15 protein-coding genes are annotated in these 15,789 nt (G+C 63.4%); 9 read left to right on the top strand and 6 right to left on the bottom strand.

Going from position 1 to position 15,789, the window contains the following annotated elements:
* Nucleotides 1–33: 33 nt before the first annotated feature.
* The 3 genes from JWV26_RS21945 to JWV26_RS21935 are packed head-to-tail and all read right to left on the bottom strand — an operon-like array spanning nt 34 to nt 2,682.
* Entirely contained in the window at nt 34–375 is a 342-nt protein-coding gene (locus JWV26_RS21945; protein ID WP_064494789.1) for a cupin domain-containing protein, read from the bottom strand.
* 33 nt (nt 376–408) lie between these two features.
* Nucleotides 409–1,815: an NAD(P)/FAD-dependent oxidoreductase gene (locus tag JWV26_RS21940; RefSeq protein ID WP_206417821.1), complete on the bottom strand. Its 1,407-nt coding sequence runs from the start codon at nt 1,813–1,815 to the stop codon at nt 409–411.
* Nucleotides 1,816–1,860: 45 nt separating this feature from the next.
* Nucleotides 1,861–2,682 carry a helix-turn-helix domain-containing protein gene (locus tag JWV26_RS21935; RefSeq protein WP_072424043.1) on the bottom strand — a complete coding sequence of 274 codons (822 nt, stop codon included), beginning with the start codon at nt 2,680–2,682 and terminating at the stop codon, nt 1,861–1,863.
* 118 nt (nt 2,683–2,800) lie between these two features.
* On the opposite strand from JWV26_RS21935, the gene JWV26_RS21930 reads away from it, so the two are divergent.
* On the top strand, nt 2,801–3,028 hold the full coding sequence (locus tag JWV26_RS21930) for a DUF2970 domain-containing protein (protein ID WP_017676936.1): 228 nt from the start codon (nt 2,801–2,803) through the stop codon (nt 3,026–3,028).
* Here JWV26_RS21930 and JWV26_RS21925 read toward each other — a convergent pair whose 3' ends face one another.
* Nucleotides 3,029–4,015, bottom strand: coding sequence for an ABC transporter substrate-binding protein (locus JWV26_RS21925; RefSeq protein ID WP_239690091.1), 987 nt, complete (start codon nt 4,013–4,015; stop codon nt 3,029–3,031).
* A gap of 505 nt (nt 4,016–4,520) precedes the next feature.
* Here JWV26_RS21925 and JWV26_RS21920 point away from each other — a divergent pair.
* The 3 genes from JWV26_RS21920 to JWV26_RS21910 all read left to right on the top strand — a co-directional run bounded on the left by JWV26_RS21920 (nt 4,521) and on the right by JWV26_RS21910 (nt 7,204).
* The gene (locus JWV26_RS21920) at nt 4,521–6,179 is read left to right on the top strand and encodes a nitrite/sulfite reductase (RefSeq protein ID WP_206417820.1); all 1,659 of its coding nucleotides are present in this window, start codon (nt 4,521–4,523) and stop codon (nt 6,177–6,179) included.
* Nucleotides 6,163–6,660 (top strand): DUF934 domain-containing protein, encoded by a 498-nt coding sequence (locus JWV26_RS21915; protein WP_064494784.1) that lies wholly within the window; start codon nt 6,163–6,165, stop codon nt 6,658–6,660. Before JWV26_RS21920 ends, JWV26_RS21915 begins: the two co-directional genes overlap by 17 nt.
* A 142-nt stretch (nt 6,661–6,802) precedes the next feature.
* Nucleotides 6,803–7,204 (top strand): transcriptional regulator, encoded by a 402-nt coding sequence (locus JWV26_RS21910; protein ID WP_206417819.1) that lies wholly within the window; start codon nt 6,803–6,805, stop codon nt 7,202–7,204.
* Nucleotides 7,205–7,291: 87 nt separating this feature from the next.
* Here the strand turns inward: JWV26_RS21910 and JWV26_RS21905 are convergent, their stop codons facing one another.
* Together JWV26_RS21905 and JWV26_RS21900 are read right to left on the bottom strand one after the other, a co-directional pair.
* Nucleotides 7,292–8,983 carry a DEAD/DEAH box helicase gene (locus JWV26_RS21905; protein ID WP_072424046.1) on the bottom strand — a complete coding sequence of 564 codons (1,692 nt, stop codon included), beginning with the start codon at nt 8,981–8,983 and terminating at the stop codon, nt 7,292–7,294.
* 289 nt (nt 8,984–9,272) lie between these two features.
* The gene (locus tag JWV26_RS21900) at nt 9,273–10,052 is read right to left on the bottom strand and encodes a spermidine synthase (RefSeq protein ID WP_072424047.1); all 780 of its coding nucleotides are present in this window, start codon (nt 10,050–10,052) and stop codon (nt 9,273–9,275) included.
* A 136-nt stretch (nt 10,053–10,188) separates the two neighbouring features.
* Here JWV26_RS21900 and JWV26_RS21895 point away from each other — a divergent pair, with 136 nt between their 5' ends.
* From JWV26_RS21895 to JWV26_RS21875, 5 genes are read left to right on the top strand one after another with little or no spacing between them, the layout of a single operon-like run.
* The gene (locus JWV26_RS21895; protein ID WP_206417818.1) at nt 10,189–11,517 is read left to right on the top strand and encodes a flavin-containing monooxygenase; all 1,329 of its coding nucleotides are present in this window, start codon (nt 10,189–10,191) and stop codon (nt 11,515–11,517) included.
* Nucleotides 11,514–12,452: a bile acid:sodium symporter family protein gene (locus JWV26_RS21890; protein WP_206417817.1), complete on the top strand. Its 939-nt coding sequence runs from the start codon at nt 11,514–11,516 to the stop codon at nt 12,450–12,452. The genes JWV26_RS21895 and JWV26_RS21890 overlap by 4 nt, the downstream gene beginning before the upstream one ends.
* Nucleotides 12,452–13,234 carry an SDR family NAD(P)-dependent oxidoreductase gene (locus tag JWV26_RS21885; protein ID WP_206417816.1) on the top strand — a complete coding sequence of 261 codons (783 nt, stop codon included), beginning with the start codon at nt 12,452–12,454 and terminating at the stop codon, nt 13,232–13,234. The genes JWV26_RS21890 and JWV26_RS21885 overlap by 1 nt, the downstream gene beginning before the upstream one ends.
* The gene (locus JWV26_RS21880; protein WP_206417815.1) at nt 13,234–13,974 is read left to right on the top strand and encodes a sulfite exporter TauE/SafE family protein; all 741 of its coding nucleotides are present in this window, start codon (nt 13,234–13,236) and stop codon (nt 13,972–13,974) included. Before JWV26_RS21885 ends, JWV26_RS21880 begins: the two co-directional genes overlap by 1 nt.
* Nucleotides 13,971–15,764 carry an N-acyl-D-amino-acid deacylase family protein gene (locus JWV26_RS21875; protein ID WP_206417814.1) on the top strand — a complete coding sequence of 598 codons (1,794 nt, stop codon included), beginning with the start codon at nt 13,971–13,973 and terminating at the stop codon, nt 15,762–15,764. Before JWV26_RS21880 ends, JWV26_RS21875 begins: the two co-directional genes overlap by 4 nt.
* Nucleotides 15,765–15,789: the final 25 nt, after the last annotated feature.

The following is a 15,789-nucleotide window of genomic DNA, read 5'->3' as shown; positions in this document are numbered from 1 at the left end:
TGTTGTTCTAGGCAGTACTGAAAAACGGCTGACTCAGAAGATCAGCACGTAGGTCTTGCGCACCGTTTCTTGTATGTCCCAGATGCCAAGGGTATTGGCCGGCATCATCAGGGCGTCGCCGGCGCGAATCTCGATGGGCTCGCCGCCGTCAGGGGTAAAGGTGCAGCGCCCAGCCACGAAGTGACAGAACTCCTGCTGCACGATCTGTCGGCGCCAGCGCCCGGGCGTGCACTCCCAGATGCCGGTCTCGACGCCGTCACTGCGCTCGACGCTGGTGGTCGAAGTAACCGCCACTGGCTCGCTCAGGGGCACGGCAACCGGATTGGACTCGTCCAGGCCGACGCTGGGTGTGTTACGAAAATGGGTGATATTCATTGGTACTCCAGATCAAAGGACGGCGGCATTCGCTCAGCCCATCAGGCTTTCCATGCGCGCCGCCACGGCTTGCGCCAGGCGGCGACGCCAGGCTGGGCTGCGCGGGTTGGCGAGCACCTCGTCCTCATGGACGAAGCTGCGGATGATTGCGTTGTAACCGAGCCAGCGGCACGGTTCGGGCTCCCAGCGCCTCAGGCCGGAAATCGGGCTGTCGCTCAATACCCAGGGCTGGCGCAGCAGCTCGCTATCGCGGCCAAGAATCAGGTCGGCCAGAGTACGCCCGCCCAGGTTGGTGGCACCGACGCCCTCACCGCCATAACCGCCAGACAGCGCGATGCGGTTACGGGTGTCGCGCAGCATGTGCGGCTGGAAGCGCCGCGCCATACCCAGGTTGCCGCCCCAGGAATGGGTGAACCGCACGTTGCGCAACTGCGGGAAGATTTCTCCCATCAAGTAGCGGCGCAGGCCCAACTCGTCTTCGGTGAGGTTGAAATCGCTGCGCAGGCGTCCGCCAAAGCGGTAGCCACCACGCGCACCGAAGATGAGGCGATCATCCAGGCTGCGTTGCCCGTAGGTGACCTGCCTGCTGAATTCGCTGAACGCCTGCCCGCGCTCCAGGCCGATACCGGCCCAGACATCGGCCGGCAGCGGCTCGGTGGCAACGATCAGGCTCTGCACCGGCAACTGGTGATTGCCCAGCGGCGGCAAGGTGGCGGCGTACCCCTCGATGGCCGGCACCACCCAATCTGCCGTGACAAGGCCGTGAGCGGTGCGCACAAGGCCTGGCTGCCAGTCGATCACCGGGCTGCGCTCATAGAGCTCGACGCCCAGGCCCTCGACGCAGTGCGCCAGGCCCCGCACCAGCTTGGCTGGCTGGATCGTCGCGCAATGCGGGCTGTACAGCGCACCGTAGGCATTGGCCAGGCGCAACTGTGCAGCCAGTTCGCCTGGCGCCAACCAGCGGTAATCGTCTTCACTCAGGCCCAGCGCACGCAGTTCCTTGAGGTACTCACGCAGGCGCACCTCCTGCTCCGGGTAGCGCGCCGCGCAATACAGCACGCCGCCCTTGCGCAGATCGCAGTCGATGCTTTCACGGGCGACCACCGAGGCCACTTCATCGGGAATGCCGTGCAGCAGGTCGAAGCCCGCCTTGCGCTCCAACGCGGGCACACCGGTCAACAGACGATCCTCGCCGAGCAGGTTGCCCATCAACCAGCCGCCATTGCGTCCGGAGGCACCAAAGCCGGCTGTCTCGGCCTCGACCATCACCACACGCAGCTGCGGCGCCTGGCGCTTGAGGTAATAGGCCGTCCACAGGCCGGTGTAACCCGCGCCGATGATCGCCACGTCGGCGTACAGATGGGCCTGCAGGCTCGGCCGCGCCTGCAGAGGATCATCGAGCTGATCCATCCACAGACTGATGTTGCGCCAGGGATTCATCCACGCCTCCGTCATCAATCGATGACGCAAGGCTAGTTGGGGCGATCAGTCGCTGTCTTGCGTGCGTGCCCGCGAGGAAATCTGCTTGAGGTAGGCCTTGGGCGACAGCCCGGTGTGGCGCTTGAAGCAGCTGTAGAAGGCCGACAACGAGTTGAAACCGGCGGCAAAGGCCAGCTCGTCGATACGCTTGAGGTCGCTTCCTGCCTGCAAACCATCGAGCAGGTACTGCAGGCGGGCGCGGTTGACGTAGCGGTAGAAGCTCTCGCCCAGAACCTGATTGAGCAGATGGGATATCTGGTTGCGGCTGTAACCCGTCGCTGCCGCCACCTGCTGCAGATCCAGCTCGGGGTCGAGAAAGGGCTGGCTGCGCTGAAAGTAGTCCTGCAGGTCCTGCGCCAGCTGACCGAGCTGGCGGGTCGACAGCCCCAGGCGGCTGATGGCCGGGCGCGAACTGGCCGCTTCACCAGTGCCACGCGCCTCATGCACCAGGGTGGCGTATTCGTTGATCCGCCAGATCAGCCCGTCGCGCACGGTGATGGCTTCACCGGTGCGGAACGACACCAGCCCTTCCCCGCCTTGCAAGCTGGTGCAGTACTGGATGAAGGCGGTATGCCCGTCGATACGGATGCGGTCGACGTGCTCCAGCAGCTCGCCCGGGCGGCGTGGCAGGTTGTTCTCGACGTACTCACGCAGCTCACCCAGGCGCATGCAGCGCTGCTGGTAGAAGTCGTTGTACTCGATCTCCGGGTGATACAGCGCCATTACCGCATCGAGGTCGCGGTGCTTCCAACTCAGGTGGTAGCGCAGGATGATCTCGCGGGTGCGCTCGGTCTGTGCGGCGTCGTCGGGGAAAAGATTGTCAGGCATGGTCTAGGTCGGTGGTCAGCGCTCGGGCAGATTGCCTGATTCGCCGCGGCCAGCCTAGCCTCTCGTGCCGACGCGTCGGTTGCGGACTATGCTTGCAGGATCGACGGAGAGGTTGACCATGAGCGATCAGGACAAAGACCCCCAGCAGGCCCCGCTGACCCTGCGCGAAATGCTGCAGAGCGTGCTGGCCGCCGCCCTTGGTGTGCAGAGCGGGAAGAATCGCAGCCGCGACTTCAGTCGCGGCAAGCCCAGCCATTTCATTCTGCTCGGCGTGCTGTTCACCACACTGTTCGTGATCGTATTGCTGGTGACGGTGAAGCTGATCCTGCACCTGGCGACTGGTTGATCAGTCCAGCAGGGATGCTATCGAGCAGTCGTAGCGCTGCTGTTGGGGACGCGTCAGCGCGCTGAACTGGCGAAAGTCCATGTCGATGTCTGCCTGGCCAAGACGTGCCAGCAGTTTCTGCGATTGCGCCCTGTCGAGCAGGCGCAGCAGGGATGCCACCTGGTCCTGGCCGCCGCGCTCGATGAAATCCAGATCACGGGCATGGTCACTGAGCATCACCAGGGCACAAGCCCCCAGAATGAAGTGGCCGCTCGCCAGAACATCGATTCGTCCATCGATATGCGCCTGCAGCACCCGAGCCGAGTTGTTCAGGGCTGCATAGCGCAGGTCCCTGCCCTGTTCATCAGCCGCACGCATCACGCCGAATGCCATTGCATCGTTCGCGGACCACACCAGGCTCACCCCCGGATAGCGCGGCAGCAGGCTCATCGCCTGCTCATAGGCGCGCTGCTCCTGCCACTCGCCATGCACCGCCTGCACCAGACGCACATGCGGCGCCTCGTTCAGCGCACGTTGCAAACCGGCCAGACGCAAGATCGATGATGGTGTTTGTTTGACGCCGGAAAATGCCAGCAGCTCGGCCGGTTGCCCCTTGGCCAGCGCGATCAGTTCGCGCCCCATCAGGTAACCCGCCTCTTCATCATTGGGCACCAGGCTACCCAGCCAGTTGCGGTGACGCTCGCGGCTGCCACCGATCAGCGCCTGCTGCTCGTCGGTGAGCGTGCTGTGCAAGGCGAAAAGGCGAACCTGGCTGGCCTCGAACAGGCGCAGAAGCACAGGCCCCTGGAACTGCTCGTTGGTGAAAATCAGATAATCAGGGTGCTCACCGTCGAAAACCTGGCGGGCATTGCTCAGCATGCGCGCTGGATCACGCTCGCCGTAAAGCACTCTCAGGTCGATGCCGAGGTCGCCTGCGGCGTCCTGCATATAGCGGGTGTAATCGGTCCAGAACGGCTCGTCGGAATAGCCGGGATTGAGAAAGATCACAGACGGCGCACGGGGTTGCGCAGACACCAATGCGCAGCATAGTAATAGCCACAGGCCCAACACCCACCGGATCACGGCACCCCTCCCCAATTAACGGGGCGCAGTATAGGGCGCAAATAGCAAAAGGCCGACCGCTAATACGCGCCGGCCTTCGCCCTCACTGTCCGCTGACCCAGAAGACCGCCGTACCCACGGCAATAAGGATCAGGCAGAAGATCGCCCAAGCATCGATAACGCTGTCGGAATTTTCCACGTCGGTGTGTTCGCTCATGACTCCCCCTGTTCTTGTGTTTATGGGTAACGCACGTTGTATTTAAGACCAGCCTCGGCCATCGCTCAAACCATATGGTTATGCTCTAAAGTCTTCTTATTCTTTTAAGCTATGTTTATATATTCAAACATCACTTTTACGCATAAACCTGAGCTGGTATCGTGCCCCGGCTCCTCGGGAGTGCGCGGCCGTGCGCGCTGATTGGCAGTAAGTAGCCTGAAAACAGGACCCTTCATGTACGTTTATGACCAGTACGATCAACAGATCGTCGAGGATCGCGTCAAGCAGTTCCGCGATCAAACCCGCCGCTACCTCGCCGGAGAGCTGAGCGGCGAGGAATTCCGTCCGCTGCGCCTGCAGAACGGTCTGTATATCCAGCGTTTCGCGCCCATGCTGCGCATCGCCGTGCCCTACGGCCTGATGTCCTCGGCGCAGGTGCGCATGATGGCCAAGATCGCCCGCGACTACGACAAGGGTTACGCGCACATCAGCACCCGGCAGAACGTGCAGTTCAACTGGCCGGAACTGGAAGATGTGCCGGAGATTCTCGCCGAGCTGGCCACTGTGCAGATGCACGCCATCCAGACCAGCGGCAACTGCATCCGCAACACCACCACCGACCAGTTCGCTGGTGTGGCCAAGGACGAGATCGTCGATCCGCGCCCCTGGTGCGAAATCATCCGTCAGTGGTCGACCTTCCATCCCGAATTCAGCCACTTGCCGCGCAAGTTCAAGATCGCCGTCAACGGCGCCGTGAGCGACCGCGCTGCCATCGAAGTGCATGACATCGGCCTGGAAGCAGTGAAGAACGAGGCCGGCGAGCTGGGCTTCCGCGTTTCCGTCGGCGGCGGCCTGGGTCGTACCCCGATCGTCGGCAGCTTCATCAACGAATTCCTGCCCTGGCAGCACCTGATCAGTTATCTCGACGCCATCCTGCGCGTGTATAACCGCTATGGCCGTCGCGATAACAAGTACAAGGCGCGCATCAAGATTCTGGTCAAGGCGCTGACCCCCGAGGTGTTCGCAGAGCGCGTGAACGCCGAATGGGCCCACCTCAAGGATGGTCCGACCACCCTGACCGAAGCCGAAGTCGCCCGCGTTGCCGCACACTTCGTTGATCCGGCCTATCTGACCCTGCAGGACGAAGACGCCCTTCTCGCCCAGCAGAACGCCGAACACCCGGGCTTCGCCCGTTGGCGCGAGCGCAACACCTTCGCCCACAAGAAGCCTGGCTACGTTGCCGTGACCCTGTCGCTCAAGCCCACCGGCGTGGCGCCGGGCGACGTTACCGACAAGCAGCTGGACGCCATCGCCGACCTGGCCGATCGCTACAGCTTCGGCGAAGTGCGCAACAGTCACAACCAGAACATCATCCTCGCCGACGTCGAGCAGCGTCAGCTGCTGGCCCTGTGGGGCGAGCTGCGTGAGCAAGGCTTCGCCACGCCGAACGTGGGCCTGCTGACCGACATCATCTGCTGCCCGGGCGGCGACTTCTGCTCGCTGGCCAACGCCAAGTCGATCCCGATCGCCGAAGCCATTCAGCGTCGTTTCGACGATCTCGACTACCTGTTCGACATCGGCAATATCGACCTGAACATCTCCGGCTGCATGAACGCCTGCGGTCACCACCACGTCGGCCATATCGGCATCCTGGGCGTCGACAAGAAAGGCCAGGAGTTCTATCAGGTATCGCTCGGCGGCAGCTCCGGTCGTGACGCCAGCCTGGCGCAGATCCTCGGCCCCTCCTTCGCCGAAGCGGACATGGCCGATGTGATCGACAAGATCATCAAGGTCTACGTCGAACAACGCAGCGAAGAAGAAAGCTTCCTCGATACCTACCGCCGCGTCGGTATCGACCCGTTCAAGGAGCGCGTCTATGCAGCGAATCATTAAGAACGGTCAGGTGGTCGACGAGACCTGGCACCTGCTGGCCAAGGACGTGACCCTGGACGTCATCCCCAACTGCGACGACATCATCGTCCCGCTGGCCCTGTGGCGCGAGCATGCGCATGCCCTCAAGGCCCGCGACGGCGGTCTTGGCGTATGGCTGGAAGCCGGCGACGAGATTGAGGAAATCGCCGATGACCTGGCGCATTTTCAGGTCATCGCCCTGGAGTTCCCGGCCTTCACCGACGGCCGTCACTCCTCCACCGCCTACCTGCTGCGCACCCGCTACGGCTACAAGGGCGAAGTACGCGCCATCGGCGACGTGCTGCGCGACCAGCTGTTCGCCCTCAAGCGTGTCGGTTTCGATGCCTTCGCCGTACGCGCGGACAAGGATCCGTACGATGCGCTGAAAGCCTTCGAGGACTACAGCGAGGTCTACCAGGCCTCGGCCGATCAGCCGCAACCGCTGTTCCGTCGTCGCGCCTGATCACGGTAACTGAAACGCCCAGAACGCCCCGACTGCTTCGGGGCGTTTTGCTTTGTGTACTCCGGCTCACAGAATTCAGGTCGAACCCTAGTGCGTTGCTGAAGTCGGACTCTATAAGCCTATCGCATAGGGAGAGACCGCCATGAAGCACGACTGGGATCTGATCGAACGCCTGCTGCACGAGGCACAGAACTCCGCTGGCAAACCCTTCGCCCCGCGTCGCTACGCCGAAGACCTGGCCGAAGAGCATGAGAATGCCGGCGACCCCGTGGACAATCTCGATCATCTGCGCGCCGAGGCTGCACGCTACGAAGCGCGCCTGCTGCAAAACGGCTTTATCGAACCACGCCCGGAAGACGAAGGGGGCAACGGCGAAAACTTCATTCTCACCGTGCGCGGCGCGCAGCTGTTGAGCATGCTCGACAGCAGCATCCCCGGCAGTGAGCGACCACGCGAAGTGCTCGACGAAGCGGGTGAAGCGGCGTTGACGCCGGAGGTGTTCGATCGCCTGGCACCCAAGGCCAACCTCAGCGAAACCGGCTGATTAACCCTCGCACAAACAAAAACACCGCAACCCGGTAAGGGTTGCGGCGTTTCGTTGATCCTGCCATGAGCCATCAGGCCCGCGGGATCAATCCTCGCGGTAACGACGCAGCTTCAGAGCCTTGCCGGCCACGCGGGTATCTTTCAGCTTGCCCAGCAGGCGGTCCAGACCGTCTTCCGGCAGCTCGACCAGGCTGAAGGTTTCGCGGATCTGGATACGACCGATCGCTTCGCGAGCCAGGCCACCCTCATTGAGGATGGCACCGAGCAGATTCTTCGCGGCGATACCGTCACGAGTACCCAGCGCAGTGCGGCAACGCACGCGACCTTCGGTCAGTGGTACTGGCGCGCGGCGTTCGCGGAATTCGCCGCGTTCACCGCCACGATCACTACGCTCGCCGTCACGTTCACGACGCTCACGTGGAGCACCGCCAGCGCCCGGCACCAGTGGCTGCTCGCGCTCGACAGTGGCCAGATCCAGAGCCTGACCGTTGGTAGCCTTTTTCAGCAGCGCAGCGGCCAAAGCACGTGGGCTGCAGCCGATATCGGCGGTCAGACGGTCGAGCAGATCGCCATGGCTGGCTTCGGCATCGGCCACCAGCGGCGCCAGGCTGTTGGTCAGTTTCTTGATGCGAGCATCGAGCACCTGCTGGGCGTTCGGCAGCTTGACCTCACCGACCTTCTGCCCGGTGACACGCTCGATCACCTGCAGCATGCGACGCTCACGTGGCGTCACCAGCAGCAGCGCACGACCATCACGACCGGCACGGCCGGTGCGACCGATACGGTGCACGTAGGACTCCGGGTCGTACGGCATGTCGACGTTGAATACGTGGGTGATGCGCGGCACGTCGATACCACGAGCAGCCACGTCGGTTGCCACGACGATGTCCAGACGGCCATCCTTGAGCGATTCGATGACGCGCTCGCGTTGGTTCTGGGCAATATCACCGTTCAGCGCAGCCGCCTTGTAGCCTTTGGCTTCCAGGGCGCTGGCCAGATCCAGGGTGGCTTGTTTGGTACGCACGAAGGCGATCAGCGCGTCGAAATCCTCGACTTCCAGCAGACGCAGCACGGCGTTGGTCTTCTGGTCGGCGTGGATCATCAGATGCGCCTGCTCGATGCGCGAGACGGTCTGGGTCTTGGCAGCGATCTTGATGTGTTGCGGCTCACGCAGGTGCTTTTCGGCAATGGCACGAATCGAGTGCGGCAACGTGGCGGAGAACAGCACGCTCTGGCGGCTTTCCGGCATGGCTTCGAAGATCACTTCGAGGTCATCCATGAAGCCCAGCTTGAGCATTTCGTCGGCTTCGTCGAGCACCAGGTGCTGAATGGTGGACAGCACTTTCTCGTCACGACGCAGGTGGTCGACCAGGCGACCAGGGGTAGCGACGATGACCTGAGCGCCCTGGCGAATGGCCTTGAGCTGCGGGCCCATGGGCGCGCCGCCGTATACGGCAACGACATTCAGGCCAGGCATCTGCTTGGAGTAGGTTTCGAAGGCGGTGGCAACCTGCAGGGCCAGCTCGCGGGTCGGCGCCAGGATCAGCACCTGCGGCTCGCGCTTGGCCGTGTCGATTTTCGACAGCAGCGGCAGCGCGAAGGCTGCGGTCTTACCGGTACCGGTCTGCGCCTGGCCGATCATGTCGTGGCCGGCGAGAATCACCGGAATGGCCTGCGACTGGATCGGAGACGGCTCTTCGTAACCGACAGCGGTCAGAGCGGCGAGAATATTGGGGTGAAGTCCGAGCGCGGCGAAGCCGCCGATTTCCTGGGTCATGGGTCTGCCTCAAGTGCATCCGCAAAGACCCATGTTCCAAAGCTGCACATGCCGTGTAAGACCTTTTGGGTCACCCTGGCAGCCTGGTCGGCGGGGATTTGCGAAAACGTGATGAAAGTGAATCGTCAAGGATAGTCCGCTGGGGACTGGCTGCCGGGTGTTAATTTCCCGGGCGAGTTGCGCTACCTGAACGTGGCCAGAAAATTGGCCGGCGCGCACTATACCGGAAAATCCTGACTCGGGTGCTGGTTTTTATCGATTGGCATGCATCCAACCGCTCAACGGCGCATCAAGTGGCCGGACGCAGCGCTTCGATCAGCGGCTGTAGTGAATAACCCAGGCGCGGCGCCAGCTCGCCTGCACGCATCTGCAGGCGTCCCATGTTCAAGCGCTGCTCGAGGTCGGCCGGGATCAGCAGTACCACATTGCCCTCCTTCACCGGGCACTCCCAATAGTGCCGGTGATAGAGGCCACGCAGCAGTGCCGCGCCAAGCGGCTTGCCGTCGTTGCCTGCCCATTGGTTGATGATCAGCCAGCCGCCCGGGTTGAGTTTTTCGCGGCAGCGCTCGAGAAAGCGCCAGGCCAGATGCCCGACACCAGGCCCCTGGTCGGTGTACAGATCGAGAAAGATCAGGTCGGCGGTTTCCGCGCTGTCGAGCAGTTCGGTGGCGTCGCCGATACGAATGGTCAGCCGTGGGTCATCGTCCAGGCCGAGAAACTCCATGGCCAGGCGCGGTACGTCCGGGCGCAGCTCGATGGCCTCGACGTCCTCCAACGGCAGGAACTTCAGGCAGGCCTGGGTCAGGTTGCCGGCGCCCAGACCAAGGAACAGTGCGGTTTCCGGTGCATCGTGACACAGCGCGCCCAGCAACATGGCGCGGGTGTAGTCGTATTCCAGCCAACTGGGATCGCCCTGGAACACGCAACTCTGTTCGATGGCATCACCAAACTCGAGAAAGCGGTAGGCGCCGATCTGCACCACACGGATCACCCCGAAGGCGTCGCGCACCTCGGCCAGCAGAACCTCGTCCTGCTGCTGCAACTCGTCGTCTGGCGGCAACCCTGGCATCGATACCTCTCCCACAGTGACATCCCGTACCACAACAACCGGGCTAAAGGCGCCGATTGTCATTGAAGCAGCCGCCCCCGGTCACGCAATAATTCCAACACTTGCGCTGCTACTCATAACAATAACGAGGTTCGCCATGTACGCCATCATAGGTGCCGGCCCCATGGGCCTGTGCACGGCTCGGCAATTGAAGAAGCACGGTATCGATTTCGTCGGTTTCGAGCTGCACAGTGACGTTGGCGGCCTGTGGGATATCGATAACCCGCACAGCAGCATGTACCAATCGGCACATCTGATTTCCTCCAAGGGCACCACCGAGTTCCGCGAGTTCCCCATGCGCGCCGAGGTGGCGCCCTACCCGCATCACAGCGAGATGCGCCGCTACTTTCGCGACTACGCCAGGCAGTTTCGTCTCTACGAGCATTATCAGTTCGACTCCCGCGTGCTGCAGGTGCAACGCGAGCAAGATGGCTGGAAGCTGATCAGCGAGCGCAACGGCGAGCAACGCGAATGGCGTTTCGACGGTGTACTGATCGCCAACGGCACCCTGCATACACCCAACCTGCCGCGCCTGCCTGGCGACTTCAGCGGCGAGCTGCTGCACGCCAATGCTTACAAGAGCGCCGATATCTTTGCCGGTAAACGGGTGCTGGTAGTCGGTTGCGGCAACTCGGCCTGCGATATCGCCGTCGATGCCGTGCATCGCGCCGCCTCGGTCGACCTCTCGGTACGCCGTGGCTATTACTTCCTGCCCAAGTTCATCCTCGGCAAACCCACCGATACCTTCGGCGGTGCGATCAAGCTACCGCGCCGTCTCAAACAGCTGGTCGACGGTCTGCTGGTGCGCGCCCTGGTCGGCAAACCCTCGCAGTACGGTCTGCCCGACCCGGACTACCGCCTGTACGAGTCGCATCCGGTGATGAACTCGCTGGTGCTGCACCATATCGGCCACGGCGACATCCGCCCTCGCGGCGATATCACAGCAGTGAGTGGTCAAAGCGTGACCTTTGCCAATGACGAACAGGCCGAGTACGACCTGATCCTCATGGCCACGGGCTACAAGCTCGACTACCCCTTCATTGCCCGCGACGAGTTGAACTGGCCGCAAGATGCCGGTGCACCACAGCTGTATCTCAACGTATTCCACCCCGAGCACGACGACCTGTTCATGCTCGGCATGGTCGAGGCTTCCGGCCTCGGCTGGCAGGGTCGTGACGAGCAGGCGGAGCTGGTCGCGCTGTATATCCGCCAGTCGCGGGCTGGCAGCCCCGCTGCTCAGGCCCTGCGCCATACCATTCGCGCTCAAGCCAGCCAACGCCTGGATGGCGGCTATCGCTACCTGCCACTGGAGCGCATGGCCTATTACGTGCACAAGGACAGCTATCGTAGACGCATAGCCGAACACAGCGCCGCCCTGCGCCGTGAGCTGGCCAACGATGGCGCACTCGCTGCGCAGGGGGCATGAGCATGGAACAGGTGAATATCGCCTTCGACCCCAGCAGCCTGGTGCTGATCAACCTGATCGTCGCGTTGATGATGTTCGGTGTCTCCCTGGACCTGCGCGCCGAAGACTTCCGCCGCATCGCCCGCGCGCCAAAGGCCCCGGTGATTGGCATGCTGGCGCAATTCGTGTTGCTGCCGGCGTTGACCTGCCTGGCTTGCTGGGCCCTGGCCATCGAGCCGCAACTGGCGCTGGGCATGACCCTGATCGCTGCCTGCCCAGGCGGCAGTTTCTCCAACATCATGACCTGGATGGCGCGCGGCAACGTCGCGTTGTCGGTTAGCATGACCGCCGTTTCCAGCGTCGTCGCCAGCGTGCTGACACCGCTCAACTTCGCCCTGTACGCCTGGCTCAATCCACATACGCGGCCCTTGCTGACGCAAATCGAACTGGACCCGCTGGGTTTGCTGCTGCTCGTGCTGCTGGTACTCGGGCTGCCTCTGCTGGCTGGCATGTGGATCGGCCGGCGTTTCCCGCAACTGACGCTGAAAGTGGAAAAGCCCCTGCGTCTGTTCGCCTTGCTGGTAATGCTCGGTTTCGTCGCGCTGGCGTTCAGCCGCAACCTCGAGCAGTTCACTCGGCATTTCCATCTGTTCTTCTGGCTGGTGGTGGCGCACAACGCCCTGGCACTGAGCATTGGTTATCTCAGTGCACGCCTGAGCGGGCTGCCGGTAGCCGACCGCCGCGCCCTGACGCTGGAGGTGGGCATCCAGAATTCGGCGCTGGGCCTGGTGATCATCTTCACCTTCTTCCCACAGGCCAGCGGCATGTTGCTGATCGCTGCGTTCTGGGGTTGCTGGCACCTGATATCCGGCCTCAGCCTGGCCTGGCTGTGGTCACGCAGGCCGCCTGCGGCCGACGCATTGTTGTCGCCCTTGCCCAGCGCAGGAGAGCAGTGATGCGTGTCGTACTGATCACCGGCGCCGCCAGCGGCCTCGGTTGGCAACTGGCGCGCGCCTGTCACTCCCGTGGCGATGCCCTGCTGCTCACCGATATCGACGCCAGCGGTCTCGCTGCTCGCGCCAATGAACTGGGCAGCGAGCGCGTAATGGCCCTTGCCGGCGACATCGCCGAACCCGAGCTGCATGCACGTCTGCTCGATAGCTGCCGACAGCGCTTCGGCCGGTTGGACGTGCTGATCAACAACGCTGGCATCACCCATCGCTCGCCTACGCTGCGCACCGATCCAGCGGTGTTTCGCAAGGTCATGGCGGTGGACTATCACGCGCCGCTGGAACTGACCCTGGCCACCCTGCCGCTGCTGCGTGAAAGCCGCGGCCAGGTGGTCGCCATCGGCTCCATGGCCGGCTGGATGCCGGTGCTCGGCCGCGCCGGTTACTGCGCCGCGAAAAGCGCCCTGAGCCAGGCCTTCGAGGTGCTGCGTGCCGAGATCGCCCGTGACGACATCGGCCTGCTAATGGTCTATCCGAGCTTTCTCGATACGCCCATCGACCGCAATGCCCTGGGCGGCGACGGCAAACCGGCCGGCCATGCCCGCTCGACCATCGGCAGGATTCGCAGCGCCGACTGGATGGCGAGCCTGATTCTCGATGCACTGCAGCAGCGCCGCGAACGCCTGTTCCCTGATCGTGGCAGCTGGCTGGCGAGCCTGCTCTGGCGCCTGGCGCCGGCGCTGTATCACCGCAAGATGAGCCAGCGTTTCGCCGGGGAGATCAGCTGATGGGCCTGACGTCCTACGCCCTCGGCGGCTTCATTCTGCTGGCCTACACCCTGGAAGCCGTTACTGGTTTTGGCAGCGTGGTCATCGCGCTGTCGCTCGGCGCATTGTTGCTGCCCATCGATCAGCTGTTGCCGATCCTGGTGCCGCTGAACATCTGCATGACCGGCTATCTGGTGCATCGCCACTGGCAGCAGATCGACCGCCGCCTGCTGCTTGGCACCCTGCTGCCCGGCATGCTTATCGGCACGTTGCTCGGCTATTGGCTGCTGCCTTATCTGGACACCCAGGCGCTGAAGCTCGGCTTCGGTGCGCTGATCGTCTGGTTCGCCGGCCGCGAACTGTGGCGCATGCGCCGGGCGAGCGCACTGCCGCAACGCCCGGCCTGGCTGACTCGCGCCATTACCCTGGCCGCCGGCCTCAGCCACGGCCTGTTCGCCTCGGGCGGTCCGCTGCTGGTCTACGGCCTGGCCGGCACCCAGCTGGACAAGGCGCGACTGCGCGCCACCCTGGTTACCGTCTGGTTCACCCTCAACAGCCTGCTCACCCTTGCCTTTCTGCTCGACGGCCGCCTGCTGCCAGCGCTGCCTCAGGTGCTCACCTACGCCCCGCTCCTGCTGCTCGGTGTGTGGCTGGGCGAACGCCTGCACCGGCGCTTCGACGAGCGTCATTTCCGCCTCGCCATCTACATCCTGCTGTTGGTCACCGGCATCCTGCTGCTGGCGCCCTGGAGACTGCCATGAGCTACGACATCATCATCAACAACGGCCTGTACTTCGACGGTACCGGCGCGCCGGGGGCAATCCGTCATATCGGTATCCGTGACGGCAGGGTCGAGGTGCTCAGCCTCAGCCCGCTGGACGAGGCCGGTTGCCCCGAAGTGATCGACGCCAAAGGCCAGTGGCTCACCCCCGGCTTCCTGGAGATCCACTCGCACTACGATGCCGAGGTGATCGCCGCACCCGCGCTGAAGGAATCGGTACGCCATGGCGTCACCAGCGTAACCATCGGTTCCTGCTCCATCAGCATGGTGCTGGCTGATGCCGAAGACTGCTCCGACCTGTTCACCCGCGTCGAAGCGGTGCCGCGCGAATACGTGCTGCCGATTCTCAAGGAAAAGAAAACCTGGCGCGACGCCGCCGGCTATCGGGCCTTCTACGATCAGTTGCCACTGGGCCCGAACGTCAATTCCTTCCTCGGCCATTCGGAGCTGCGCGTGGCGGTGATGGGCCTGGAACGCGCCACCAGCCGGGTGACGCCGAGCGAAGCCGAACTGGCGCGCATGGAGCAATTGCTCGAAGAGGCGCTGGACGCTGGCTGTATCGGCTTGTCGGTGATGACCACTCGGCTGGACAAGATGGACGGCGACCGCGCCTGGTCCAGCCCATTGCCGTCGACCTTCGCCAGTTGGAAGGAGTTCTCCCGGCTGTTCGCCGTACTGCGGCGGCGCGGCGCCGTGCTGCAGGGCGCGCCGAACGCGGTGACCAAGGTCAACGTGTTCGCCTTCCTCTGGCAGGCCCACGGCTGGTTCAGGAAACCGCTGAAATGCACCATGCTGACGGCGCTGGATCTCAAGTCGCAGCCGCTGCTGCACCGTTTCACCCGCCTTTCCGGCTGGCTGGCGAACCGGGTGCTGCGCGGCCACTTCCGCTGGCAGACCCTGCCGGCGCCCTTCACCCTGCGCCTGGAAGGACTCAACGTGAATGCCTTCGAGGAATTCGGTGCCGGCGAGATCCTGCGCAACATCAAGGACCCGGATGAGCTCTACGCCAAGGTCAGAGAGCCTGCGTTCCGCGCCCTGTTCAAGAAGCAAGTCAAGGCCGTACTGACCAAGGGCCTGTGGCACCGCGACTTCTCCGACTGCTGGGTGACCGAATGCCCGGACGCCAGCCTGGTCGGCAAGAACTTCAAGCAACTGGGCCTGGCGCGCGGCCTGGATGCGGTAGACGCTTACTTCGAACTGGCCTGCCAGTACCGCGATGAGCTGAAGTGGACGACCTGCTACGGCAACCAGCGCGAGACGATCATGCGCAAGTTGCTGGCCAGCCCCTGGACGCACCCCGGCTTCGCCGACTCCGGCGCGCACCTGCGCTCCATCGCCCAGTACAACTTCCCGCTGCGTTTTCTCAAATACGTGCGGGACGCCGAATTGGCCGGCGAACCCTTCATGGAGCTGGGCAAGGCGGTGCGCCGCTGCAGTGGCGAGCTGGCCGACTTCATCGGCGTCGACGCCGGCTATTTGCGCGTCGGTGATCGTGCCGACCTGGTGCTGATCGACCCCGCCGGCCTCGATGACACCCTGGACGAACTGCACGAAGCGCCGATGGAGGTGCTGGGCCTGGTGCGGGTGGTCAAACGCAACGATGCAGCGGTTGCGCTGACGATGATCAACGGTCGCATCGCCTATCGACGCGGCCTGGAATACTCGGATGACTTGGGCAAGGCGCAGTGCTACGGACGCTTCCTGCCGGCGCGTACTGTATCGCCGCGCATGCGGCCTGCGTGCGCATTCGAGCCCGCCCCGGCGTCATGAGCCAATACACATACGAGCTGCGGGG

Source organism: Ectopseudomonas toyotomiensis (assembly GCF_017167985.1).
In the GTDB taxonomy this organism is placed as follows: domain Bacteria; phylum Pseudomonadota; class Gammaproteobacteria; order Pseudomonadales; family Pseudomonadaceae; genus Aquipseudomonas; species Aquipseudomonas toyotomiensis.
This window is presented reverse-complemented; position numbering and strand designations above follow the sequence as displayed.